This is a genomic window from Erythrobacter epiphyticus, from assembly GCF_034653295.1.
Taxonomy (GTDB): domain Bacteria; phylum Pseudomonadota; class Alphaproteobacteria; order Sphingomonadales; family Sphingomonadaceae; genus Erythrobacter.
Genome location: NZ_JAYEEU010000010.1, coordinates 146,619 through 169,861, shown reverse-complemented (window position 1 = coordinate 169,861; position 23,243 = coordinate 146,619). Strand labels below are relative to the sequence as shown.

20 protein-coding genes, 1 tRNA gene and 1 riboswitch are annotated in these 23,243 nt (G+C 64.6%); of the genes, 7 read left to right on the top strand and 14 right to left on the bottom strand.

The window, feature by feature from the left end; genetic code table 11:
• Positions 1-602 precede the first annotated feature (602 nt).
• A tRNA-Gly gene (locus SOQ14_RS14035) sits at positions 603-676 on the top strand.
• 106 nt (positions 677-782) lie between these two features.
• Here the strand turns inward: SOQ14_RS14035 and SOQ14_RS14030 are convergent.
• On the bottom strand, positions 783-1,748 hold the full coding sequence (locus SOQ14_RS14030) for a DUF6733 family protein (protein ID WP_322898746.1): 966 nt from the start codon (positions 1,746-1,748) through the stop codon (positions 783-785).
• 352 nt (positions 1,749-2,100) lie between these two features.
• Positions 2,101-2,895 carry an SDR family oxidoreductase gene (locus SOQ14_RS14025; RefSeq protein ID WP_322898745.1) on the bottom strand — a complete coding sequence of 265 codons (795 nt, stop codon included), beginning with the start codon at positions 2,893-2,895 and terminating at the stop codon, positions 2,101-2,103.
• Positions 2,896-2,977: 82 nt separating this feature from the next.
• Here SOQ14_RS14025 and SOQ14_RS14020 point away from each other — a divergent pair, with 82 nt between their 5' ends.
• From SOQ14_RS14020 to SOQ14_RS14010, 3 genes are all read left to right on the top strand, one after another.
• The gene (locus SOQ14_RS14020) at positions 2,978-3,544 is read left to right on the top strand and encodes a hypothetical protein (protein ID WP_322898744.1); all 567 of its coding nucleotides are present in this window, start codon (positions 2,978-2,980) and stop codon (positions 3,542-3,544) included.
• A 106-nt stretch (positions 3,545-3,650) separates the two neighbouring features.
• Complete coding sequence (locus SOQ14_RS14015; RefSeq protein WP_322898773.1) at positions 3,651-4,109, top strand: Dps family protein; 459 nt, start codon at positions 3,651-3,653, stop codon at positions 4,107-4,109.
• Positions 4,110-4,131: 22 nt separating this feature from the next.
• On the top strand, positions 4,132-4,611 hold the full coding sequence (locus SOQ14_RS14010) for an NUDIX hydrolase (RefSeq protein WP_322898743.1): 480 nt from the start codon (positions 4,132-4,134) through the stop codon (positions 4,609-4,611).
• Here the strand turns inward: SOQ14_RS14010 and dinB are convergent.
• Positions 4,597-5,736: a DNA polymerase IV gene (gene dinB / locus SOQ14_RS14005; RefSeq protein WP_322898772.1), complete on the bottom strand. Its 1,140-nt coding sequence runs from the start codon at positions 5,734-5,736 to the stop codon at positions 4,597-4,599. The genes SOQ14_RS14010 and dinB overlap by 15 nt on opposite strands.
• Positions 5,737-5,851: 115 nt before the next feature.
• Between dinB and SOQ14_RS14000 the strand changes: the two genes are divergently transcribed.
• Entirely contained in the window at positions 5,852-7,111 is a 1,260-nt protein-coding gene (locus SOQ14_RS14000) for a multidrug effflux MFS transporter (RefSeq protein ID WP_322898742.1), read from the top strand.
• 111 nt (positions 7,112-7,222) lie between these two features.
• Here the strand turns inward: SOQ14_RS14000 and SOQ14_RS13995 are convergent, their stop codons facing one another.
• From SOQ14_RS13995 to crtY, 8 genes are all read right to left on the bottom strand, one after another.
• The gene (locus tag SOQ14_RS13995; RefSeq protein ID WP_322898741.1) at positions 7,223-8,773 is read right to left on the bottom strand and encodes an acyl-CoA carboxylase subunit beta; all 1,551 of its coding nucleotides are present in this window, start codon (positions 8,771-8,773) and stop codon (positions 7,223-7,225) included.
• A gap of 191 nt (positions 8,774-8,964) precedes the next feature.
• Positions 8,965-10,872 carry an acetyl/propionyl/methylcrotonyl-CoA carboxylase subunit alpha gene (locus SOQ14_RS13990; RefSeq protein ID WP_322898740.1) on the bottom strand — a complete coding sequence of 636 codons (1,908 nt, stop codon included), beginning with the start codon at positions 10,870-10,872 and terminating at the stop codon, positions 8,965-8,967.
• Positions 10,869-11,399, bottom strand: a complete 531-nt coding sequence (locus SOQ14_RS13985) for a hypothetical protein (RefSeq protein ID WP_322898739.1) — start codon at positions 11,397-11,399, stop codon at positions 10,869-10,871. Before SOQ14_RS13985 ends, SOQ14_RS13990 begins: the two co-directional genes overlap by 4 nt.
• 57 nt (positions 11,400-11,456) lie before the next feature.
• The gene (locus SOQ14_RS13980; RefSeq protein ID WP_322898738.1) at positions 11,457-12,410 is read right to left on the bottom strand and encodes a phytoene/squalene synthase family protein; all 954 of its coding nucleotides are present in this window, start codon (positions 12,408-12,410) and stop codon (positions 11,457-11,459) included.
• A 10-nt stretch (positions 12,411-12,420) separates the two neighbouring features.
• Complete coding sequence (locus tag SOQ14_RS13975) at positions 12,421-13,002, bottom strand: LOG family protein (protein WP_322898737.1); 582 nt, start codon at positions 13,000-13,002, stop codon at positions 12,421-12,423.
• On the bottom strand, positions 12,999-13,427 hold the full coding sequence (locus SOQ14_RS13970; RefSeq protein ID WP_322898736.1) for an endonuclease domain-containing protein: 429 nt from the start codon (positions 13,425-13,427) through the stop codon (positions 12,999-13,001). The genes SOQ14_RS13975 and SOQ14_RS13970 overlap by 4 nt, the downstream gene beginning before the upstream one ends.
• A gap of 51 nt (positions 13,428-13,478) precedes the next feature.
• Complete coding sequence (locus tag SOQ14_RS13965; protein WP_322898735.1) at positions 13,479-15,053, bottom strand: phytoene desaturase; 1,575 nt, start codon at positions 15,051-15,053, stop codon at positions 13,479-13,481.
• Positions 15,050-16,327, bottom strand: coding sequence for a lycopene beta-cyclase CrtY (gene crtY / locus SOQ14_RS13960; RefSeq protein WP_322898734.1), 1,278 nt, complete (start codon positions 16,325-16,327; stop codon positions 15,050-15,052). The genes SOQ14_RS13965 and crtY overlap by 4 nt, the downstream gene beginning before the upstream one ends.
• Before the next feature lie 177 nt (positions 16,328-16,504).
• Between crtY and SOQ14_RS13955 the strand changes: the two genes are divergently transcribed.
• Positions 16,505-17,458, top strand: a complete 954-nt coding sequence (locus SOQ14_RS13955; protein WP_322898733.1) for a MipA/OmpV family protein — start codon at positions 16,505-16,507, stop codon at positions 17,456-17,458.
• Positions 17,459-17,468: 10 nt separating this feature from the next.
• On the opposite strand, the gene SOQ14_RS13950 is transcribed toward SOQ14_RS13955, so the two are convergent.
• From SOQ14_RS13950 to SOQ14_RS13940, 3 genes are all read right to left on the bottom strand, one after another.
• On the bottom strand, positions 17,469-18,350 hold the full coding sequence (locus tag SOQ14_RS13950; RefSeq protein ID WP_322898732.1) for a hypothetical protein: 882 nt from the start codon (positions 18,348-18,350) through the stop codon (positions 17,469-17,471).
• Positions 18,351-18,435: 85 nt separating this feature from the next.
• Complete coding sequence (locus SOQ14_RS13945) at positions 18,436-19,443, bottom strand: hypothetical protein (RefSeq protein WP_322898731.1); 1,008 nt, start codon at positions 19,441-19,443, stop codon at positions 18,436-18,438.
• A 109-nt stretch (positions 19,444-19,552) separates the two neighbouring features.
• Positions 19,553-21,616 (bottom strand): S9 family peptidase, encoded by a 2,064-nt coding sequence (locus SOQ14_RS13940; protein WP_322898730.1) that lies wholly within the window; start codon positions 21,614-21,616, stop codon positions 19,553-19,555.
• Between the two features lie 171 nt (positions 21,617-21,787).
• Between SOQ14_RS13940 and SOQ14_RS13935 the strand changes: the two genes are divergently transcribed.
• Positions 21,788-23,068 carry a metal-dependent hydrolase family protein gene (locus SOQ14_RS13935; RefSeq protein ID WP_322898729.1) on the top strand — a complete coding sequence of 427 codons (1,281 nt, stop codon included), beginning with the start codon at positions 21,788-21,790 and terminating at the stop codon, positions 23,066-23,068.
• A 45-nt stretch (positions 23,069-23,113) separates the two neighbouring features.
• Positions 23,114-23,225, top strand: a riboswitch (TPP riboswitch).
• Positions 23,226-23,243 lie beyond the last annotated feature (18 nt).

The window sequence follows — 23,243 nt, the reverse complement described above, 5'->3', positions numbered from 1 at the left end:
CTACTCCAAGCGATGCAGCAGTGCTCGATGATGTGGTGGTAGAATTGAAAACTTGCGCCAGACCGCTGAGCCTCTAGCGCACTGAAGAACGACCAAAAAAATCAAGCCACAGGACCTTGTGCTTACGTAAGGGTGAGGCAAGTGACCGAAAGCAGTCCTAGGAACTACATGCATGCGGAGGTTCTCGGAAGGTTTAAGCGCCGCGAGCGATGGACCCAGCAACAGAGGCTCCGTATGGTCGGAGAGACTTTCCTGCCAGATAACAGTGTATCGCGGTTAGCGCGCGTGCAAGACGTACCTGCTTGGGAAGTTGTCAGCTTTATGACGAATTATCACTCTATATCAGCGATGTAACGTTCCTATTTCTCTGTTTTTACAGAGGCGTTTGCAGTGCCATCCAATCCCATGCCGATTTCCAGACATGTCATTCAGCCTAACGGGCGGCGCATTGGCAGTCCAAAACGATGAGAACAGCACGATCGGACTTTACATTCGCGCATCACGAACCCTACCGCACCCGGGTCTCATGCTATCACGCGAGTATTGACGAGCGCGGTGGGATGTTAGAAAGCGCGCGCACGTTGATTCCGCGCAGGCGGCAAGCGGGTATAGCATAGTGGTAATGCACCAGCTTCCCAAGCTGGCTAGAGGGGTTCGATTCCCCTTACCCGCTCCAGCTCTCATGATGAACGATCATCGGCTGCGCGTCGTCGCCAGCGCATAGGGAAAGCGCCCGGAAGGTTTCCCCTCCGAGCGCTCTCGATTGTCAGATCAGCTGTGCCTCAGAAGGTGAAGCCGACAGCAACCTTGTAGAAATCGCCATTATTGCCGGCCGCACCGCCGCCCATTTCCCAGCCCGCGGTGAAGCGGGTGAAAAAGCCGTTGCTGAGCGCAAACTGGGCATAGGGGCCAACCCATTGGTAGACGTTGCTGGCGCTGCCGCCCGGGTTGGAATTGCGGGTCAGGCTGAGGATTTCGAAGTGGCCCCCTGCCGAGAAGTTGCTGGTGAACTTGTAGCCAGCGTTGATCCAAGTGTGGAGGAAGTCGAGGCCGCTGTCGTTGCGGTTGCGCACCGCCGCGTAATAGCCGCCGTAATATTCGGCTTCGAAGGAATCATCGGCATAGTTGATGGTGACATTGGGCACCACGCCATCGAAGACATTGCCGCCGGTGCCGCCCGCCGCACCGCCCGAAAGCAGCGCACCGTTGAGGATGCCGATCTGCGGCTTGATGACGAGATTGTCAGCGGCATAGATCGCCGCGCCGATGCCGAATTCGGTCCACAGGTCGCTGCCGCTCGGCGCGCCGGTGCCGAAATCCGGCGTGGTCCACAGGATGCCGTACACGCTGAGATCGACCTTTTCCCCAACCGGGATCAGCGCGTTGAAGGTCGGGTAGAAGCCGAAGAAGCTGTCCTGGTTGAGCACCACGGTGAACTTTTCCGAACGCTCGGCCGGGGCGGTGGCGGCTTGCACGGCAGCGGCGACCGCCGCGCTGTCGAACGGCAGGGTTGCCGAGGTCGCGGCGGCGTTGATCAGCGTGCTGTTGGTGCCAGCAGCGAGCGTGATCGGCGTGGCTTCGGTAGCAGCGGCGATGACGACGCCGGTCGTCTCGCTGGTGGTGTCAGCAGCGGTGACCGGCAGCGCGGTCGCAGCGGCAAGGACAGCCTGCTCGCTGGCAAAGGCGGGGGCGGCACCGGCCATAGCAAGCGCGGCAGCCGAAACGGCGGATGCGAAATGGATCTTCATAAGGAACGCTCCATAGAGAGGGTCAGGATCGTTCCGCCTGCGTGCTGTGTGCGCTGCCGTGTTGTTATGCCGAATCAGATCCGGCGGGCTGTTCGCACCGACGGAGAAAATAATGCGCGCGTGCTCGCACCCGCACAATTATTTTGTGTCGCTCGCCTGTCGCATTAGCTTTGTTGCGTTGCAAACTTGCATCACATGCAAGCTGGCCCGCCGTCCGCGCGCCCGCAGCGCGGGCGGGCTCCAGCCCGCCGTCCGCGCGAGGATCATAGCTAACGCGCCTCTGGCGCGCCAGCGCGACCGCGCGCCCGCAGCGCGGGCGGGCTCCAGCCCGCCGTCCGCGCGAGCATAATAGCTAACGCGGCGGCATCCGGATCGCGCCATCCAGCCGGAACTGGTGCCCGTTGATATAGCTGTTGCGCGCAATCTCGAGGATCAGCGAAGCGAATTCTTCCGGTTCGCCCAGCCGCTTGGGGAAGGGCACCGAGGCGTTGAGCTGGGCCCACATCGGCGGATTGCGATCCTTCATCCCGAGCATCAGCGGTGTGGCGAAGATCCCCGGCATCACCGAATTGACGCGAATCCCGACGTCCATCAGATCGCGCGCCATCGGCAGGACCAGCCCGTTCACCCCGGCCTTGCAACTGCCGTAGATCACCTGCCCGATCTGGCCATCCTGCGCGGCGACACTGGCGGTGAGGATGATGCAGCCGCGTTCGCCATCGTCGTTGAGAGGCTCGGCATTCGCCATGCCGAGTGCCGAGATCGAGGCGACGCGGTAACTGGCCACCAGAATGCCTTCAGCGCCGAAGGCATAGTCCTCCGTCGAAAGGCGCTTGTACTGGCCGCTTTCCTTGTCCCAGCCGAGCGTTTTGCCGCGCCGTGATGCCATGGCGCAGTGCAGGGTCACGCGCTCCTGCCCGTGGGCGGCGCGCGCGGCGGCAAAGCCGGCCTCGACGCTGGCTTCATCCATGATGTCGACATGGTGGAATGTGCCGCCGATGGCCGCAGCGTGGGCTGCGCCCACTTCGTCGTTGATGTCAAAGATCGCCACCCTGAGGCCGGCTTCGGCCAGCGCCGTGGCGCTCGCCTTGCCAAGGCCCGAAGCGCCGCCGGTGACGACGGCGGCCATGCCAGGGGTGAGTTTCATAATTGGGGTCCTCTCTCTTGCTGTTTGGGCTCGGCCTAACCCTCTTTGCGCCGCTTCGCCACCTGCTAAAGCTGCGGGTGCGATGGATCTGTTTGTGGCGAGCCTGCTGGTGGTATGTGCGCTCGCGCTCGGCGGGCGCGACAGCATGGTGATCGCCGGGCTGCGCGACAGGCTGGGGCGCGCGCCCCTGCTGCTGATCACGGGCTGCGGGTGCGCCGGGGTCAGCGCCGCTGTCATGGCGTGGCTTGGCATGATCATCGCGCCGCTGCTGCCTGCTGGCGCGGTGCGCGCCCTGATCGCGCTGGTGATCGGCCTTGCCGCGCTTGATCTCGCAAGGCCGGTGCGGGTGCGGCAGCCTACCGAGCCGACCCGTTCGCTCGGGGCGATGGCGCTGGTGCTGCTGACCCGCCAATCCGGCGACGCTGCGCGGCTTGGCGTGCTGGCTTTGGCCTTGCTGGCTCCGGGGTCCGCTGCCGCGCTGGGGTTTGGCGGGGGGCTGGGCGGTGCCATCGTGCTGCTGCTGGCATGGTCGCGCTGGGGGCAAGGCCTGGCGCGCTATCCCCTGACAGCATGGCGCCGGATCATCGCCCTCTTGCTTGCCCTGTGTGCGGTTTTCATCGGGCTTGAGGCCCGCCTCGGCGTGTTTTGATCGCAATTTCCCATGCCCGTAACCATATAAATACATGAGCTTTGATCCGGCTTTTCTGATAAATCCGGTTCAGTAACTTGAAGACAAAACAGGAAGGAGAATGACGATGACAACCGTCACCAATTCGAAAACCGCCCTGATCGCTGAACTCAACGGCCTGCTGGCAGATCACTTCACGCTGTTTGTGAAGGCCAAGAATTTTCACTGGCATGTAAAAGGCCCGCGCTTTCGCGATCTGCATTTGCTGTTTGATGAACAGGCGCTCGAAGTGCGCGATCAGATCGATCTGATCGCCGAGCGGGTCCGCAAGCTCGCGGGTGAGACGCTCACCTCGGTCGCGGCGATTGCGCAGCATGCCGCGATCAAGGATCAGCCGCGCGCCGATCTCTCGGCCGACGAGATGGTCGCCGAACTGCGTGATGATAACGCGGCGCTCGTTGCCCGGCTCAAGGCGATCAAGGCGCTTGCCAGCGATGTGGGCGACAATGCCACCGAAGGCCTGATCGACGGCTGGACGGACATGGCCGAGCAGCGCGTGTGGTTTCTCACCGCGACGCTGGCCTGAGGCGGCAAGGGCGCGCGCTGCGGTGCGATGGCTGCCCGCCTCGCTCCACCGCGCGGCGCTGCCGCTCGCACACCGCGTGCGGCATCGCTGGCGCCGCTGGCGCAAGGCGCCGCTTGCGGGCGTCAGCGTGATCCTCGCCAATCCGTCAGGCGAAGTGCTGTTGCTGCGGCATTCCTACGGCCCGCCGGTGTGGGCACTGCCCGGCGGCGGGATCCGCCCGCGGGAAGATCCGCGCGCCGCCGCGCGCCGCGAAGTGCGCGAGGAAATCGGCCTTGGCCTTGGCGATCTGCACTGTGTCACGGTGATGACCGAGGTGATCTCGGGATCGCCCCATACCGCGCATCTCTTTGCCGCGACCACGGCCGAGACCCCGCGCCCCGATGGCCGCGAGATCATCGCCGCGCAGTTCTTCCCGCTCGACAGCCTGCCCGATAATCTTGGCCGCACCACAATCGCCCGCCTCGCCACGTGGCGCGCCTGGCGCGCATCACAGCAGGGATAGCTGCGCATCCTCGCGCGGCGGCTTGGCCTCGTCCGCCCCTTCGAGATTGCTCAGTGTCAGGCCCATCAGGCGGATCGGGCGCGGCAGCGGCAATTCGCCGTCGAGCAGCCTGCGCGCGGTGGCGGCAAAGGCCTCGCGGCTGGCCACCCAATCGCTGTGCGAGGCGCTGCGGGTGACAATGCGGAAATCATTGAACTTGAGCTTGAGCGTCACCGTGCGCCCGCGCGCCGGTGCGCCGTCGCGACCGGCGGCGACGATCCGTTCCCACACGATGGCGGTGATGTTGGCGAGGGTTTCGCGCAGCAGGGCGGGGCTATCAATATCCTCGCCGAACGTGCGCTCCCCGCCGATCGACTTGCGCAAGCGATGCGCGCGCACCGGCCGCAGATCGACCCCGCGCGCCGCGCGGTAGAGATAATCGCCCATGCTGCCGAAATGCGCGCGCAGGAACGCAATATCCTTGCCCGCAAGGTCCGCGCCGGTGGCAATGCCAAGGCTTTGCATCTTCGCCTCGGCCCGCGGCCCGACCCCGTGGAAGCGCCGGATCGGCAGGCCCGCGACAAAGCCCGCGCCTTCGCCGGGGCGGATCACGCACAGGCCATCGGGCTTGTTCTGATCGCTCGCCAGCTTGGCGAGAAACTTGTTGTAGCTCACCCCCGCGCTGGCGGTGAGGTGGGTCTTGGCGCGGATTTCCTGCCGGATCAGCTCGGCGATCCGGGTTGCCGAGCCAAGGCCGAGCTTGTCCTCGGTGACATCGAGAAAAGCTTCATCAAGGCTCAGCGGTTCGACCAGATCGGTGTGGTGATGAAACACTGCGCGGATCTGGCGGCTCGCTTCCTTGTAAGCCTCGAAACGCGGGCGCACGAAGTTGAGATCGGGGCAGAGCCGGCTGGCGGTGATCGAGGGCATGGCGCTGCGCACCCCGAACTGGCGCGCCTCATAGCTCGCCGCGGCGACCACGCCGCGCCCGCCTGCGCCGCCCACGGCCACGGGCTTGCCTCTCAGTTCGGGGTTGTCGCGCTGTTCGACGCTGGCGAAGAAGGCATCCATATCGACATGGATGATCTTCCTGAGGCCGCCCGGCCCGCCGCCCTGTTCCTCGTCCTCCGCCGCATCCTTTGCCATGCCGCAGGCATAGCGCGCCGCAAGCGCGGGCGGAACCTTTGCCGCGCCCAGCACTTTTGTGCACATGCGAAAAGAACGCTGGTCAAGCGGAGAGCCTTTGGGCAAGGGGACGGGCATGGCCAGCCACGCCTCTTCCCCCGCGCCCGCCGATAGCTTGCGCAAGCCTTTGGGCGAACGCGAGTTGATCGCGATGATGGCGATGCTGATGGCGCTGCAAGCCTTCGGGATCGATGCGATCCTGCCCGCGCTCGATGCGCTCGCCGCCGCGCTCGCGGTGGAGGGCAATGATCGGCAATTCGTGATCGGGGTCTATCTGCTGGCCTCGGGCATCGGCGCGCTGGTGCCCGGCGCGCTGGCGGATCGCTTCGGGCGGCGGCCGATCCTCCTGAGCGCGATCGCGGTCTATATCGTGTTGTCGCTGGCGAGCGCGCTGGTCTCCAGTTTCAGCGGGTTGATTGCCATTCGCGCCGCGCAAGGCTTTTTCGGGGCGGCGATCATCGCGCTCCCGCCTGCGATCATCCGCGACCGGGTGGGCGGCGACAAGATGGCCCGGATGATGAGCCTGATCTTCGTGATTTTCCTGATGGTGCCCGCGATCGCCCCCTCAATCGGCGAGCTGATCCTGCTGGTGGCCGATTGGCGCGCGATCTTTGCTGCGATGGCGGTGCAGGGCGTGGTGATCGGGACGTGGGTCTATGTCCGCCTGCCCGAAAGCCTTGCCCCGGAAAACCGCCAAAAAATCGAAGTGCCGACGATTGCCGCGAACATGGGCCGTGCGCTCAGCCTGCCCTCGGTGGTCGGCTATGTGTTCGGTTCTGCGCTGGTTTTCGGCGCGCTGTTCGGGTTCATCAATTCCTCGCAGCAGCTCATTTCCGAGACCTTTGGCGCGGGCGATATCTTCCCGCAGGTGTTCGGCGTGTGCGCCGGTTCGATGGCGATCGCGAGCTGGTCAAACTCGCGGATTGTCGAGCGCTTCGGTGCGCGCCGGGTGAGCCACACTGCGCTGTTCGCCTTTATCGCGGTCAGCTCGGCGCAAGTATTCTTCGCCTCTCAGGCGCATGAAAGCCTGTGGCAGTTCGTGCCGCTGATGGCGGTGAACATGGCGCTGCTCGGCTTTATCGGCAGCAATTTCGGCGCGATCGCGATGAACCCGTTCTTTAACATCGCCGGCGCGGCGAGCAGTGCCCACGGCTTTGTCCGCATGACGATGGCGGCGGTGATCGGGGCCGGCATCGGCTACAGCTTTGATGGCACCGCGCGCCCGCTGGCGCTGGCCTTGCTGGCGAGCGGTCTGGCCTGCCTTGCGCTGGTCTTGCTGAGCGAGAAGGGCAAGCTGTTCGGGCCGAGCGATGCCGAGGCGCGGATGGGCGGCTAATCCTCCCCTTCAGGGGAGGGGGACCGCGACGCGAAGCGGCGGGGTGGAGGGGTGACCGCCGCTCGCCCCTCCACCATGCTGCGCATGGTCCCCCTCCCCCAAGGGGGAGGATCAATCCACCCCCAAACTCCGCCACGCCAGCCAGGCAAATTCGCACAGCAGCGGCCGCGTGTCGCGCGGGTCGATGATGTCCTCGACGTTAAACCTTTCAGCGCTGCGGAAGGGCGAGGTGACTTTCGCCAGCCTTGCCCGGATTTCCTCGAGCAGCGCTGCGGGGTCTTCGGCGGCTTCCAGCTCGGACTTGTAGGCGACCTCCAGCCCGCCCGCGATGGGCAGGCTCCCCCAATCGCCCGAGGGCCAGCAATAGCGGTATTGGTAGCGGTCGGCATTGCTCATCGCGCTGCCGGCGATGCCATAGGCGCGGCGCAGCACGATCGACGCAAGCGGCACAGTCGCGCGGTAGATCGCGTTCATGGCGTTGACGCCATACCGGATCGTCCCCGCCATCTCCGCCTCGCGCCCGATCATGAAGCCGGGATTGTCGACGAGGTGGACGATGGGCAGGCGGAACTGGTCGGCGAGGCGCACGAACCGCTCGACCTTCTCCGATGTCTTGGCCTCCCACGATCCGCCGAGATAGCTGGGATCGCTGGCGATGACGCAGACCGGCCAGCCATCGAGCCGCGCCAATGCGGTGATCGCGGCGCGGCCCCAGTGGCGGCCAATCTCGAAGACGGTGCCGGAATCGAACACCATGTCGAGGCAGCGGCGCATCGAATAGACTTGTTTCGGGTCACGCGGGACGAGACTGAGCAGCGCCTCTTCCTTGCGGCTTACCGGATCGGTGCAGAGCGAACGGCGCGCGGGCTGACCGACATATTCGGGCATGAAGCTGAGGAAATGCCGGGCGCGGGCGAAGGCTTCGGCTTCGCTCGCCACTTCGTCATCGACCACGCCGTTGCGTGTATGGATTTCCGATCCGCCGAGCCGCTCCTTGGCCTCTTCATGATTGGCCGCGCCGTCCTTGTAAGCCTCGCCCAGCCCGTCGACCACGGCAGGCCCCGCCGCGAAGATCTGCGAGAGGCCCTTGACCATGATCGAATAGTGGCTCGCGACAGTCCGCGCCGCGCCGAGACCCGCCGTGGGGCCAAGCGCCAGCGCCACCACCGGCACGGTGTCGAGATTGGTCACCACATCGCCCCAGCCGGGGACGGCGGGAATATAGGTCGCGCCGATCTGTTCGAGCGTCTTCACCGAGCCGCCCCCGCCGGTGCCGTCGATCATGCGGATGATCGGGAGCTTCAGCTGATGCGCCATCATCTCGGCCTGCACCATCTTGCGCGCGATGCCCGCGTCCGCCGCGCCGCCGCGGATGGTGAAGTCGTCCGCCGTGGCGACCACCGGGCGGCCATTTATCAGCGCCTTGCCGAACAGGAAGGGGGCGGGGGTGACGCTGGCGAGATCGCCATGAGCGTCATACTTGGCGCTGCCCGCAATCTTGCCGATCTCGCGGAATGAGCCTTCGTCGCACAGCGCCGCCAGCCGCGCGCGGGCGTCCATCTTCCCGCGCCCATGCTGCCGCGCCACCTTGTCCGCGCCGCCCATCTGCTCGGCCAGCGCCTCGCGGCGGCGCAGTTCTTCGAGTTCTCTTTCCCAGCCCATCCGTCCCTCGTCATTGCGAGCGCAGCGAAGCAATCCAGAGCGGACGCGCTCAGCGACTCTGGATTGCCGCGTCGCTTCGCTCCTCGCAATGACGAAAAGAGGGTGAGCCTGAAGTGCCGTTCGGTTCGAGCGAAGTCTAGAACCCTTTGTCCCAGTGTGTCTCGACTTCGCTCGACACGAACGGGATGGGGTTATTCGCCCTGCGGCACCACCGTCACCAGCACCGCCTCGACCTGCACCTGCGATCCCGCGCTCACGCTGAGCCCCTCGATCACCCCGTCGAATGGGGCGGCAAGAGCGTGTTCCATCTTCATCGCCTCGAGCACCATGAGCCGCTGCCCGGCGGTGACGGCCTGCCCTTCGCTGACATCGACCGCGATGACCTTGCCCGGCATGGGGGCAATGATCGCACCATCGGCGGCGGAGGCTTGGCCGGTGCCGTCGATCCGCGAGCGCAGCAGATAGGTTTGCCCTTTTTCGACAACCAATATTCCGTCGCCAGTGACACGAGTCATCATGTCGAACTGATCGTGATCTTGCGCGCGGGGAGTGATCTGGCCGGTGACGGCCTCACCCGAAGGAAGGACGAAATGCACCCCTTTCCGGTCGGCCGCGTTGAGACGGAAGCCGGTCAGACTTCGGGCTTTCCAATCGGGAATGGTGGCCTCGTCCCTTTCCCAACAGAGCGCGTCGGCTGCGGCCCCCACATTGATGGTGTCCGGGGAGGGGCTTGCAGGGGGGATGAGGTTTTCGCCTCGCCTTTCGATCAGGCCCGTATCGAGGTCCGCAGCTCGGAAAGCGGCATCAGCCAAACACAGCCAGAGGAAGCCAGCGTTCGTCTTGACTGGATGAACGAGGGTGCCGTCGAGTTCTTCCTGAAGCGCCGTAATCGCACTTGCCCGTGACGCGGCGTGAACCACGATCTTCGCAATCATCGGGTCGTAGAATGGGGAAACGACACTTCCTTCCTCGACACCCGTTTCGACACGGGCGTGAAGGGTCGGAATGTAGAACTCGTCCAACCGCCCCGTGCTCGGCAAGAACCCCTTCGCCGGGTCCTCCGCATAGAGCCGCGCCTCGATCGCGTGGCCGTTGATTGTGAGGTCTTCCTGCTTGAGCGGGATCGGCTCGCCGCTCGCGACCCGCAATTGCCATTCGACCAGATCGACCCCGGTGATCTCCTCGGTGACAGGGTGCTCCACCTGAAGCCGGGTGTTCATCTCCATGAAGAAGATGCGATCGGCGCGCAGGCCTTCGCTGGCATCGGCGATGAACTCGATCGTGCCCGCGCCCTCATAATCGACCGCCTTGGCCGCGCGTACGGCGGCGGCGCAGATCGCCTCGCGGGTGGCTTCGTCCATGCCGGGGGCGGGGGCTTCCTCGATCACCTTCTGGTGGCGGCGCTGCAACGAACAGTCGCGCTCGAACAGGTGGACGACATTGCCGTGGCTGTCCCCGAACACCTGCACCTCGATGTGGCGGGGTGAGGTGATCCACTTTTCGAGCAGCACTTCGTCATTGCCGAAGCTGGCCTTGGCCTCGCGGCGGCAGCTTTCGAGCGCGGCGGCGAAGTCGGCGGGGGCATCGACCTTGCGCATCCCCTTGCCGCCGCCGCCTGCGACCGCCTTGATGAGGACGGGGTAGCCGATGGCCTCCGCCTCCGCCGTCAGCCGATCGACCGACTGGTCCGAGCCGTCATAGCCCGGCGTCACCGGCACGCCGGCGGCGCGCATCAATTGCTTGGCCGCGTCCTTCAAACCCATCGCGCGGATGCTTTGAGGCTTGGGGCCGACCCAGATCAGGCCTGCATCCAGCACGGACTGCGCGAAGTCGGCATTCTCCGACAGGAACCCATATCCCGGATGGATCGCATCGGCCCCGGTCTGCTGCGCCGCCGCGATGATCTTCGCGCCCACCAGATAGCTCTCGGCCGCGGGCGAGGGGCCGATATGCACCGCCTCGTCGGCTTGGCGCACATGCAGCGCCTTGGCATCGGCATCGGAATAGACCGCGACGGTGGCGATCCCCATGCTGCGCGCGGTGCGCATGATCCGGCAGGCGATCTCGCCGCGATTGGCGATCAGGAGCTTGGTGATCATCGGGCCGCCTCCCAGTCTGCGCCGACTTCGGCGCATTGCGCGGGCGGCACCATGGAAAAGCTGGTGTTCGCGACCTTCCAGCCGTCAGCTCCGCGCACGAGGCTGATCGAATTGATCCCGCAATGGGTGAGCCCGCCATTGTAGCGGAATGAGTAAGGCCCCCAGACCTGCGCCATGTCGCCTTCGACCCGGACGACGTCGTATTCCATCACTTCCTCGTAATCGCCCGTTCGCGCCGCCCAGCGTTCGAGATGCTGCGCGACCGGCACCACGTCGACCCGGGGGTTGGCGGCATCCATCCGGTTGTGGATGAAGATCGTGCCCCGGGGGTCCATGTGCCGGGCGAGCAGCGTCTTATCGTCGCTGCCGATGGCCGCCATGAAGGCGTCGACGGCGCCGGCAGCCTCCATCTGTGCGTCGGTGAGGGGCGCGGCTGCTTCGGCAACGGCGGTAGCCTCGATGCCTTGATCCTGCGCGGGAAGGGGGGCAGCCGCGATAAGCGCGGGGAGTGCGAGAAGGGCTTTCATGCTGGCGGGATTAGCGCGGCTTGGTTGCAAAGGAAACCTTTGGCGCGCCTTGACGCTTCACCCCTGCGGACGGAAATCGGCAATCCCCCAAGTGATGCCGCCTTCCGGCATTTTCTCGCGGTTGACCAACGACGAGGCAAGGGCGCGCAGCCCGTACAACGCCTTTTCCCAGCGCGACACATAGGTGCGGCTTGCCCACGCGTCAGGCCCGCGCTTCCTCACCTTGCGCCCGATCGCACCATAGATGCGGGCGGCGGAAAGCACTGCCCAGCGGCTGCGGAACGGCAGCTTGGCCGCGCCGACACGGGCGGCGGCTTCGTGCTTTTCCACCAGCGCGACCAGCCGCGCGACCATTTCCGCCAATTCCTTGCGGTGGTGCGGCTTGGTGTGTTGGCCCGGCTCGATATCCTGTTCAACCAGCCATTCCACCGGCAGATAGCAGCGCCCGGCGGCATCATCTTCCACCACATCGCGCGCAATGTTCGAAAGCTGGAAGGCCAGCCCGAGATCATTCGCCCGGTCGAGCGTCTCCTGATCCTTGGGATCGACCCCCATCACCACCGCCATCATCACGCCGACCGCGCCTGCCACGTGGTAGCAATAGCGCAGCATGTCCGCCTCGGTGCGCGGGCGCCAGTCCTCGGCATCAAGCTGGAACCCGGCGATCACATCCTCGGCCATCTGCGGGGTGAGGCCCACCTCGGCCGCGACCAAGCCCAGCGCATCGAAGGCCGGATCGCCGGTCGGCTGGCCTGCAAACGCCAGCGCTGTCAGGCGGCGGATATGGGCAAGGCGTTCCGCGAGATCGGATTGGTCACCCAACTCGCCGCCCATCTCCTGATTATCGGCAATATCATCCGCCCGGCGGCACCATGCGTAGAGCAGCCATGCCCGCTCGCGCGTTTCCTTGTCGAACAGGCGCGCAGCGGCGGAAAAGCTCTGCGATCCGCGCTTGATCGAGAGCCGCGCATGTTCGACCAGCGCGGCACGGGGAGCAATTTCGAGCGCCATGGGAGGCTCTTTACAGCTCCTCGGCCTTCATGCGGAAGATCGGCGTGTGCGGCTGATAGGCCGCCATCTTGGCGAGCAGTTCGGGACACGTATCCGCCGCGATCAGGATATTCTGGTGGGCAGGCCGCACAAAGCCAACCGCCGCCATCTTGGCGTTGAAGGCCAGCAGATCATCATAGAACCCGAAGGCGTTGAGCAGCCCCACCGGCTTGGAATGATAACCCAATTGCGACCAGCTCATCGCTTCCCACAATTCGTCCATCGTGCCGACCCCGCCGGGGATGGTCACGAAGCCATCGGACAGATCGGTGAAGCGCTGCTTGCGTTCGTGCATCCCGGAAACGGTGACGAGTTCGTCGCAATCATGGTTGGCGACTTCGGCGCGCACGAGGCTTTCGGGAATGATCCCGATCACCTCGCCGCCCGCTTCTTTCGCCCCGCGCGCCACCGCGCCCATCAGCCCGAGCTTGCCCCCGCCATAGACGACGCCAATGCCGCGCGCAGCCAATTCCGCGCCGACATCATAGGCCAGCTGGATATAACGCGGATCAGCCGGAGAGGCCGAACCGCAATAGACGGCGAGACGTTTCACGAAACATCCTCCCCTTCAAGGGGAGGGGGACCATGCAACGCATGGTGGAGGGGCGAACGATCCATCGTCTTCAGTCTTTCGTCACAAATCTCGACCAGCCGCGTAATCACAGCCACGATATCTTCAAGCACAAGTTTCGCGCGAATGCGCGTTGTCGCGATGCCATGTTCAAGAAGAAACCGCGAACGGGCCGTATCCTTGGCGATAACCGCAGGGTTGTTGTGCGCGATGCCATCAACCTCGATTGCCAGACGGATTTTGGTACAGAAGAAATCAAGCACATAGATGCCAGCGGGATGTTGGCGACGGAACTTGTGTCCACCGGGGCGTTTGCTAAGTGCCTGCCAGAGAGCGACTTCCGGCGGGGTCATTTCAGCGCGAAGAGTGCGGGCGAATTTGAGGGTGTCTTTCTGACCTCGGATCATGCTCGCCCCTCCACCACCTTCGGTGGTCCCCCTCCCCTGGAAGGGGAGGATTTATGCGCCCACCTTCGCCAGATCCTCCAGCATCAGCCCAGCGGTTGCTTTCGCGCTGCCGACGACGCCCGGGATACCTGCGCCCGGGTGCGTGCCCGCGCCAACGAGATAGTAATTCTCGATCACGTCATCGCGGTTGTGGCCGCGCAGCCACGCGCTCTGCCACAGCACCGGCTCAAGGCTGAACGCGCTGCCCATGTGGGCGTTGAGATCAGCCTTGAAGTCCTTGGGCGCATAGCTGAACTTGGTGACGATCCGATCGTGGATGTCGGGGATCAGGCGGCGGCCCAGCTCATCTAGGATCATTTTCTCCAGCTTGGGGCCGACTTCATCCCAGTTGACCGGCATCTTGCCCATGTGGCTGACCGGCACGAGCGCGTAGAACGTGCTCTTGCCCGCCGGTGCCATGCCCGGATCGGTCACGGTCGGGTGGTGGAGATAGATCGCGAAATCTTCGGGCACCACGCCGTTGGTGTAGATATCATCGAGCAGGCCTTTGTAGCGCTGCGCGAACAGGATCATGTGGTGCGGGATGCCCGGCCAGGTGCCTTCGAGCCCGAAATGCACCACGAAGAGCGAGGGCGAAAAGCTCTTGCGGCCGAGCGACTTGGCCATTTTCTTGCCGCGCGCGCTGCCCGACAGCAGATCCTTGTAGGAATGCATGATATCGGCGTTCGAAGCGACGGCATCAAAACGCTGGCGGAAACCGCTCTGGGTTTCGACTTCGCTTGCGCGCGTGCCCATGGTGTGCACCTGCACCACCGGATCGCCGACCCGCATCGTGCCGCCGAGCCGCTCGAAATGGCGCACCATCCCGGCGATCAGGCGGTTGGTGCCGCCGCGCGCCCACCATACGCCGCCATCCTTTTCCAGCTTGTGGATCAGGGCATAGATCGACGAGGTGTTCATCGGGTTGCCGCCGACCAGCAGCGTGTGGAACGAGAGTGCTTCGCGCAGCTTTTCGTTCTGCACATAGCTCGACACCATCCCGTAGACCGAACGCCACGCCTGTTCCTTGATCAGCGCGGGCGCCGCCTTAAGCATCGACTTGAAATCGAGGAACGGCTTGGTGCCAAGCTTGAGATAGCCTTCCTTGTAGACGCGCTCGGAATATTCGAGGAAGCGGGCATAGCCTGCCACATCCGCCGGATTGAGCTTGGCGATCTCGGCGTTGAGTTGTTCTTCGTCGTTCGAATAATCGAAATTGGTGCCGTCGGGCCAGTTGAGCCGGTAGAACGGCATGACCTTCATCAGTTCGACATCTTCGGCGATGTCGTGGCCGGTCAGTTCCCACAATTCCTTGAGACAGGGCGGATCGGTGATCACCGTCGGGCCGGCATCAAAGGTGAAGCCGTCCTTTTCCCAGAAATAGGCGCGGCCGCCCGGCTTGTCGCGCGCTTCGATCACGGTGGTGGCAATACCGGCCGACTGCAGGCGGATCGCCAGCGCCATCCCGCCGAAGCCCGATCCGATGACGCAGGCGCTCTTGCCCGCATAAAGTTCAGCCGAAGTCGGATCGATCCCCTTGGGAGCCTTGCCCCGCGGCGTCAGATTGAGTTTTGCATCGGCGTTCATGCCGTTTTCTCCACTTTGAGAGGTATTCCCCGTGAAACCAGCGCTCGCATGGCCCGCCCGATAGCTACGGGCGGCTTGCCATAGAGGATGCGCAGGCGATCCGGCCAGGTTGATTGTCCGGCATAGAACCGTTCGACCAACCCGCCCGACAGAGCATAGAAATGCTGGAACACCACAACCCGTTCCTCGGGTTCTGCAGCTTCGAACAGCATGCGGCTGAGCATCCGGTAATAGCCCATGCGCCGCCAGTGTTTGCGCGCGCGCGCATCGCAAAACGCGGCAAGCGCCTTGCCCGAGACATCGGGCTGACGCACCAGCAGGCGCGCGATCGCCAGCGCATTATCCACGGCAAAGGGCAGGGTGTAACTGGTGAGCGGATGCGAAAACCCGCCGCGTGCGCCGGCGATGGCGACGCCGGGGATCGCGATTTCGGCCTGTGCGGCGGCGAAGTCTCCGCCGCTGATCACCGGCAAAACCCCGGTTTCCTCGCCGACCACCGTGCCCTGCCAGCCTTGTGCCTTGGCATAGGACGCCACCCGGCTGCGCAGCACATCGGCATCAAGCCGGGGCTGATCGGCGTAATAGGTATCCTCGATGAAAACCTCGTCCGCCGAAAGCGGCAGAACATAGACAAAGCGATAGGCCCCGCCATTGCCGGAAGGCGCGACCTGATCGACCTTGGCATCCATGATGATCGGGCGGGTGAGCCCGTGGGGCTTGTCACACCGGAAGTGCTGGCCGAGAAACACCTGCCAGCCGCCGGCCAGCCTCGCCGAAGGGCGGAAATGGCGGCAATCGACCACCCGGCTCGCCACAATCCGGCGGCCATCACCCAGCGTCACCCCGGCGGCATCAAGCGCTGCGACCCGCGTGTTGAGCATCAGGTTTGCGGCGGGTAGCTGCGCCATCAAGGTGGCGTGGAAATCGCTGCTCGACAGGGAACAATAGGACGTGGGCAGCGTGCGGGCGTAATCGGGGAAGGCAATGTCATAGCCTTCGCCCCAGATTGTCTGCGCAAAGGGCGCGAGCAAATCCTGCCCCGCTTGCGGCAGATCGCTCGCAAACCAGCTCCAGCGGTGGTTGCCGCCAAAGGTCGCGCCGTGCTCGATCAGCAGGAAGCGGCACGCCGGGGCATGGTGATGCAGCGCCAGCGCAAGCAGCCCGCCCGCAAGGCCGCCGCCCACAATCACCAGATCATAACCAGCCCCTGCGCGGCGCGCCGCGCTCTCATCGGGAGAAGCTTGGGATGCAGGGGGTGTTGCAGAATCAATCATGCCAGAGGGGCGTGTAGGGGAGCGCAGCCGTGCGGGCAATGATGGGCTGAGAATTGCCGGGCACGTCTGGCCGTTCTGTGCGCAAGACGGGTGCGCCTGTGCCTGGCTTGCCACGTCAGGTCAGGAAACAATAGGCTGGTCAGCCGTATAGCAAGGAGTTGAGCAGGAAGGATGCCGATGAAAATCCCCCGCCAATGGACTGCGGCCATGGCCGTGATGCTGGCATCGCCTGCCTGGGCGAGCGGAGCCGAAGATGCGGCCCGTGATGATGCGGCAACCACGGCCTTCGATCTGGCGCAGGCCGTGCAGGAGGCCACGCCTGCCAAGCGTCAGGGCGGCCCGCCCGAAGGCATGGATTCGGTGTTTGATGACAACTGGATCAATGTCGGGGTCGGGGTCGGCCTGATCCCGAGCTATGCCGGATCGGATGATTACGTTGCCTTTCCCCTGCCGCTTTTCACCGGGCGGCTTGGCGGGGTTGGGTTTCGCCCGTCAGGCGCGGGGGTGAATTTTGATGTGCTCTCGCCCCAGCCCAGCGTGTTGCAGCAAAGCAAGGCGCCGCAATTCTCGCTGGGGCCGACCTTCCGGTTCCGGGTCGAGCGCGCAGTCGACAGCCGCGATCCGGTGGTCGAAGCCTCGGGCCGCCTCGACACCGCGCTTGAGCTTGGCGTGGCGGCAGGGGTGACGTTCCCCGCGCTGCTCAATCCCAACGACTCGCTCACTGTCGGCACCGCGATCCGCTGGGATGTGCTGGGGGCGCACAAGGGACAGGTGATCGAGCCAACGGTCGCCTATCTCACCCCGCTCAGCCTGGGCACGCTGGTGCAATGGAGCACGGCGCTCGAAATCGTCGATGATAATTTCGCGCGCTATTACCAGACCGTGACCCCGGCGCAGAGCGCGGCCAGCGGCCTGCCGGTGTTCAACGCGCGCGGCGGTGCCAACCGGCTGGGAACGGCGTTGACACTCGCCATTGACCTCGATGGCAACGCGCTCAACGGCGGGTTCAATATCTTCGCGCTGGGTGGCTATGCCCGGATGCTTGGCGATGGGGCGAATACGCCTTTCACGCGCCTGCGCGGCAGGCCCGATCAGTTCCAGCTGGGCGTGGGGCTGGGGTACACTTTCTGAGACCTGCGACCTATTCGCGGGCGCCTTTGGCCAGTTCGCGGGCGACTTCGGCGCGGATCGCATTGGGCGAGAACGAGCCGCGTCCTTCGCGATAGAGCACGCCAAGCAGCACGCGATCGACCTGCGACATCTCTTCGGGCGCGGCGGGGTTAGCCCCCTTGGTGTCGAACAAGCGCAAGATCGAGCCTTGCGGGACTTCGTCACGCACCTCGGGTTCGAGCATCACCAGCGCCTGGACGGTTATGTAATCGGCAAGCTGGTTGATCGTCAGCCCTTCGATCGCCGCCGCTTCGATCACGGTGAAGCTGTGCGAGATCGCAGGCGTGCCCATTTGCCCCGCGAGCCCGCCAGCCGCCTCGTCAGCCCGGACAAAGGCGACCGAATTGTTACGCTGGCGTTCCAGCTGATCGGCTTTTTCCGGGAGGTAATGCCACGTATAGGCGACACGCGGGGTGCGGACGAAACGACGCAGTTCGGCGCCATAAAGCGCGCCGAACACCTGCGGCTGGTTCTTCCGGAGCCACCCCACAAAGGCCGAGGCGCTGCGCGGGAAGGCGACGGTTGCATTCGGCGTGCAGCCGGGCGCTTGCAACGTGCTGCCGATGGCGGTGAGGTTCTCAGCGATCCGGGCCCGCAGCTGACCTTCGAGGTTGGCATCAATATTGTCGAAGGTGATGCACAGCGGATCGTCGCGGCGCGCGACTTTGCGCCCGCTGACGGGGGTGATCGTGCGCCACAGGAATTCGCGCACCTGCTTTTCGGTCTGGCCTTCGACGACAATCTCGCCGGCGGGCTCCTCGGCGATGGTCTCCGCAGTGCTGGTTTCAGCGCTGCTCGGCGCAGACAGCGGCGCGAGCAGTGCGGCGAGCGACAACAGGGCAGGGCGGATCATGCGGGGGACTCCGGGGGAGAGGGTATTGCTGCGGCGAAAGCCAGAGTGACACTGAACGCGGGGTGAACCTTGTTGTTTCCGCGCCCTAGGGTTCTTGCTTCATCGCAGCGCGGGCAATCTCAGCGCGGATCAGCCCGGCGTTGAAGAAGCTGCGCCCGCTGCGATAGAGCGTGCTCAGGACAACGCGATCCACCGTCGACATTTCTTCGGCGGCCGCCACGTTCGCGCCCTTGTCGTCAAACAGGCGCAGGATCGAGCCTTGCGGCACTCCGTCGCGCACACCGGGTTCGAACATCACCAGCGCATGCATGGTGATATAATCCGCCAATTGTGTCGGGCTGATGCCGTCAATCGCGCTCGCCTGGATCACGGTGAAGCTATGCGAGATGGTATCCGTACGCAGCTCGCGCGAAAGCGGAGTGGCGGCATTACCAAGAGCATTGAACAGAATTTGCGACTGCACCCAGAGATCAGCCAACTCTCCACCAGAACGCTGATTTTCCCGCATCATCGCCTTTTCGGGGACGTAATGCCAGTTATAGGCCATGCGGCGCGGACGCACATGGCGTCGGCGTTCGGGTTCGTACATCGCACCGAAAACCTGGCGCTTGTTGCTGTTGAGCCAGCGCATGAAGGCATGGGCATCGCGCGGAAAGGCGACCGCGGCGTTTACCTGGCAGCCGGACGGCGCCAGTTCAGTTCCGACGGCGCTCAGATTTTCGGCGATCCGCTGGCGCAGCTGGGATTCGAGCTCGGCATTGATATTGTCAAAGCCGAGACACACCGGGGCACTGCGCACCGGCACCGTGCGCCCGCAGATGTTGGAGAACCGGCATGATCGGCTCATCGATGTCATGCTACGCCAGACGAAATTGCGGATTTCCTTTTCGGTGGTCCCCTGAACGATGATTTCACCCCCCTGCGTCACATCGATTACGCCCTCCTTGATCGCTTTGTTGATGGCGGGGTCGGTCAGTGTGTCGAGCCGGAAGGTCACCTGCGGCTGCGGCGGTGCTGTCTGGGCATGGACCGTAGCAAGCGGCAGTGCGAGCACGGCGAGCACGGCAAGCGCGGCAAGGGCGGAGCGGAGCATGCAAGTCTCCCGGAGAGCAAAAGTGCTTCCCGAACAGAACATTAAGCGCATGAACGCAAGATGAAAGAAAGCGCCGGTCGGCTGGCTGCCAACCGACCGGCGCCGATGCTTACTTGCCCTTGGCGACGGGCTTTGCGCCCTTAGCCCCTTCGGCAAGCTGCGGCCGCGGTGCGGGCATCGCGGCGCTGCGGTTGCCGGTCTTGAGATAGGTGTCGAACCACTCCATCATCCGCAGATTGTAATCATAGCGGCTGGCGGCGCGGTTATTGCCGTGGCCTTCGCCGGGATAGAACACCAGCCGCAGCGGCACCGCAGGCTTGCGGGTCTTGATATTGCGATAAAGCTCCAGCGATTGCGACGGGTGCACCCGCGGATCGCTGTCGCCATGCATGATCAGGATCGGCGTGGTCGCCTTGTCGACATGGAAGATCGGGCTGCGATCAAGCAGGTGATCCCATTCCTCCCACGGCCACTTGCGCTCGTGGACGAGATACATCTCGTTCGGAATGTCGGTGGTGCCGAATTTCGACAGGTTGTTCGAAATGCCCACGAACATCACGCTCGCCGCATATTCCGCCGAATAATAGGTCGCGCCCCATGCGCTGGCGTAGCCGCCATAGGATCCGCCAGTGATCCCGGTGCGCGCGGCATCGGTGATCCCGTCGGCCACCAGCGCGCGCTTGGCATCGACGATATCGTCAAATTCCTTGCCGCCGTAATCGCCCTGATGCTGCTTGGCGAAAGCAACCCCGTAGCCGGTCGAGCCGCGGTAATTGGGCAGGAACACGGCATAGCCCTTGGCCGCGGCGACCTGCCCCGGCTTGGAATAGGCGGTTTGCCAGCCATTGCTTTCATGCGCTTCGGGCCCGCCATGGACATTCATGATGGTGGGCACACCGCCCTTGCGCGGGATACCGCCGACCGGCTCGATCAGCACGCCTTCAATCTTTTGACCGTCGCGCGCGGTGAAGCTGTAGGCGCGCTGCTTGCCGAAGGTGACTTCCGACAGCCACGGATTGTGGCGCGTCCAACGTTCGAACCTGCCGCCGGTGAAGTTGAACAGCTCTGTCGGGTGCTGGGGCGCATTGGCGGCCACCACGATCCGGCTGCCACCGGCGTCGATCGCTGTCAGGATCAGCTCGCCCGGATCATGCTCTTCCGCCACACTGCCATCGGCGTTGTAGATGCGCAGCCGCGACTGCACACCCTTGTGGATGATCGCGGCGAGGCGGCCATCCGCCAGCCACTCGGCATCCACGGTCGCCTCGGCCGCTTCGGCGTTGAGCGCGCGAAACGTGCCCGTGGCCACATCCACCAGATGGAGCGTGGTGGGGGCGGGATCGTACTGATCGACCCCGGCAATCAGCGAGAGCTGCTTGCCATCGGGCGAAATCTCGACATCATCGATCTTGCCCAAGGTTTCCACCACCGCGCGCACCTTGCCGCTGGCGAGATCGAACACATTGACCCGCTTCGAGGTGTAGCTGTCATCGACCAGCGGGGTCGGCGCGGTCTCGATGATCGCGGCCTTGCCATCGGGGGTCAGGCGGAAAGCGCTGACATGGCCCGGCACCGCGATCTGGCTCGGCGAAGGGTCGATTTCGGCCCCGATGCGCGCGGCGAACATGCGCGCCATGGTCAGCTCTTCTTCATAGACGCGGGCATCGAACCCGGCCTTGGCCTGCGTATCGCGCTGATCATCGAGCGCAGCATCGGTGAGCATGTAGACCATGCTGCCATCGGGGCTGACGCGGTAGGCGCGCACGTTGCTGTCTTTGAGGCCCGCCAGCTTGCGATAGGCCCCGCCATCCACCGGCACGCCCCACACGCTGCGCTTTTCATCGGGCTTGGCCCAAAGGAAGGTGACCATGGTGCCATCGGGGGAGAAGGCGATGCTGCCGGGATTGATGTCTTCGGGCAGGAAGGCGCGCGCCGCATCGGGCGCGGCGGCGATCTTGAGCACTTGCCGGGTGGTGCCGTCCTTTTCGCCCTTGGTGACATCGGGCAAGGCAGCGGTGGTGAAGGCAACGCGGCTGCCATCGGGCGCAACGGCCATGGTGCCGATGCTCTGGAGGCGCGCGACATCTTCGGGCGTCATCGGGCGGGCATGCGCGGCCGAGGCGGCGAGCGAGACGGAAGCAAGCAGGGCGGCGGCAAAAACGGGCCGGTTCATGATTTGCAAAAATCCCTTGTCATGGGGGTTGGCACGGATGGTTAAGCTGGCCGTTCCATACCGGCCACGGCGCGAAAGGCAAATCCGCGGGGCAGGGCGGATGCGGGCACAAGCAGGCTTGCCAGCGCGCGGGCAAGCGCGCATCGTGACGCGGCAGAGGGGAAACTATTCATGACACACTGGATCAGACATTTTGGCGCGCTGGGCGCTGCGGCGGCGGCTTTGGTGAGCGCGCAGGCCTGGGCGGAAACCGTGGCGATCCGCGCCGGCAGCGTGATCACCGATGCGGCAAGCGAGCCGATGGGCCCCACCACCATCCTTGTCACCGATGGCAAGATTGCAGCCATCACCCCCGGCCATGGCGCCGTGAATGCCGACCGTGAGATTGATCTCAAAGGCAAGACCGTGCTGCCCGGCCTGATTGACCTCCATACCCACCTGACCGGCGATCCCGGCGGCGATTTCTGGAAAGAAGCGACCGAGCCTGACGAATGGGGCGTGGTCGTGGGTGCCAAGAACGCGCGCCTCACCGCGCTGGCAGGCTTCACCACGGTGCGCGAAGCGGGCAGCGGACGCGACACCGCCTTTTCGTTGCGGCGCGGCACCGCCGAAGGGCTGGTGCCGGGGCCGCGCATCGTCGCCGCTGGTCCGGCGCTGGCGATCATCGGCGGCCATGGCGACGTTAACGGTTTTCGTTCGGAGGTGAACGAGTTGCTTGATTCCGGCTTCACCTGCACCGGCACGGTCGAATGTGCCGCCAAGGTGCGGCTCGCCAGCCAGAACGGCGCGGATGTCATCAAGATCACCGCGACCGGCGGCGTCCTCAGCCAGCAGGGCCGGGGCCTCGAAGCGCACTTCACCCCCGCCGAAATGAAGGCGATTGCCGACACCGCGCACTCGCTCGGCCTCAAGGTCATGGCCCATGCCCATGGCGCGCGCGGCATCCAGCAGGCGGCCGAGGCCGGGATCGATTCGATCGAGCATGGCACCTATCTCGATGAAGCCGCGGCCAGGGCGATGAAGGCCAACGGCACCGTGCTGGTGCCGACGCTGATGGCGCTGGAGGGGGTTTCCGAGGGGCTCGGCAAGGGCGTCTATACCCCCGTGGTCGAGGACAAGATCCGCGCCGTGCAACCGCTGATGGCCTCGCTGGTCAGTCGCGCGCGCCAGTATGGCGTCACCGTAGCCTTTGGCACCGATGCAGGCGTGTACCAGCATGGCCGCAATGGCGAGGAACTCGGCCTGATGAAGAAGCAGGGCATGAGCGACCGCGACGTGCTCGCCAGCGCCACCACCGTCGCGGCGAAGGTGCTGGGGATGGAGAGCCAGATCGGCAAGCTCGCGCCCGGCTATTCGGCGGATATCATCGCGGTCGACGGCAACCCGCTTGCCGATGTGACCGTGCTGGAAGACGTCGGCTTCGTGATGGTGCGCGGGCGCGTGATCGAATAGCGCCACACCGCCTCTCGACACCCTCCGCGAAACCTTCTAATCCCGTCGCTATCCCCGGGGAGCCTGCTTCATGGCTGAGAGGGGCAGGTGAGCTCTGCCCGACCCGTCGAACCTGAACCGATTAGCATCGGCGGAGGGAGTGGGCTGGTCGTACGTGCCACAGGTCCGCTTGTCC

Excerpts from the sequence above, each read along its gene's own strand:
- SOQ14_RS13970 (WP_322898736.1), bottom strand. The coding sequence starts at position 13,427 with ATGATCCGAGGTCAGAAAGACACCCTCAAATTCGCCCGCACTCTTCGC.
- SOQ14_RS13945 (WP_322898731.1), bottom strand. The coding sequence starts at position 19,443 with ATGCTCCGCTCCGCCCTTGCCGCGCTTGCCGTGCTCGCCGTGCTCGCA.
- dinB (WP_322898772.1), bottom strand. The coding sequence starts at position 5,736 with ATGGCAAAGGATGCGGCGGAGGACGAGGAACAGGGCGGCGGGCCGGGC.
- SOQ14_RS13950 (WP_322898732.1), bottom strand. The coding sequence starts at position 18,350 with ATGATCCGCCCTGCCCTGTTGTCGCTCGCCGCACTGCTCGCGCCGCTG.
- SOQ14_RS13965 (WP_322898735.1), bottom strand. The coding sequence starts at position 15,053 with ATGAACGCCGATGCAAAACTCAATCTGACGCCGCGGGGCAAGGCTCCC.
- SOQ14_RS13980 (WP_322898738.1), bottom strand. The coding sequence starts at position 12,410 with ATGGCGCTCGAAATTGCTCCCCGTGCCGCGCTGGTCGAACATGCGCGG.
- SOQ14_RS14030 (WP_322898746.1), bottom strand. The coding sequence starts at position 1,748 with ATGAAGATCCATTTCGCATCCGCCGTTTCGGCTGCCGCGCTTGCTATG.
- SOQ14_RS14020 (WP_322898744.1), top strand. The coding sequence starts at position 2,978 with ATGGATCTGTTTGTGGCGAGCCTGCTGGTGGTATGTGCGCTCGCGCTC.
- SOQ14_RS14000 (WP_322898742.1), top strand. The coding sequence starts at position 5,852 with ATGGCCAGCCACGCCTCTTCCCCCGCGCCCGCCGATAGCTTGCGCAAG.
- SOQ14_RS13955 (WP_322898733.1), top strand. The coding sequence starts at position 16,505 with ATGAAAATCCCCCGCCAATGGACTGCGGCCATGGCCGTGATGCTGGCA.
- SOQ14_RS13990 (WP_322898740.1), bottom strand. The coding sequence starts at position 10,872 with ATGATCACCAAGCTCCTGATCGCCAATCGCGGCGAGATCGCCTGCCGG.
- SOQ14_RS13935 (WP_322898729.1), top strand. The coding sequence starts at position 21,788 with ATGACACACTGGATCAGACATTTTGGCGCGCTGGGCGCTGCGGCGGCG.
- crtY (WP_322898734.1), bottom strand. The coding sequence starts at position 16,327 with ATGATTGATTCTGCAACACCCCCTGCATCCCAAGCTTCTCCCGATGAG.
- SOQ14_RS13940 (WP_322898730.1), bottom strand. The coding sequence starts at position 21,616 with ATGAACCGGCCCGTTTTTGCCGCCGCCCTGCTTGCTTCCGTCTCGCTC.
- SOQ14_RS14025 (WP_322898745.1), bottom strand. The coding sequence starts at position 2,895 with ATGAAACTCACCCCTGGCATGGCCGCCGTCGTCACCGGCGGCGCTTCG.
- SOQ14_RS13985 (WP_322898739.1), bottom strand. The coding sequence starts at position 11,399 with ATGAAAGCCCTTCTCGCACTCCCCGCGCTTATCGCGGCTGCCCCCCTT.
- SOQ14_RS14015 (WP_322898773.1), top strand. The coding sequence starts at position 3,651 with ATGACAACCGTCACCAATTCGAAAACCGCCCTGATCGCTGAACTCAAC.
- SOQ14_RS13995 (WP_322898741.1), bottom strand. The coding sequence starts at position 8,773 with ATGGGCTGGGAAAGAGAACTCGAAGAACTGCGCCGCCGCGAGGCGCTG.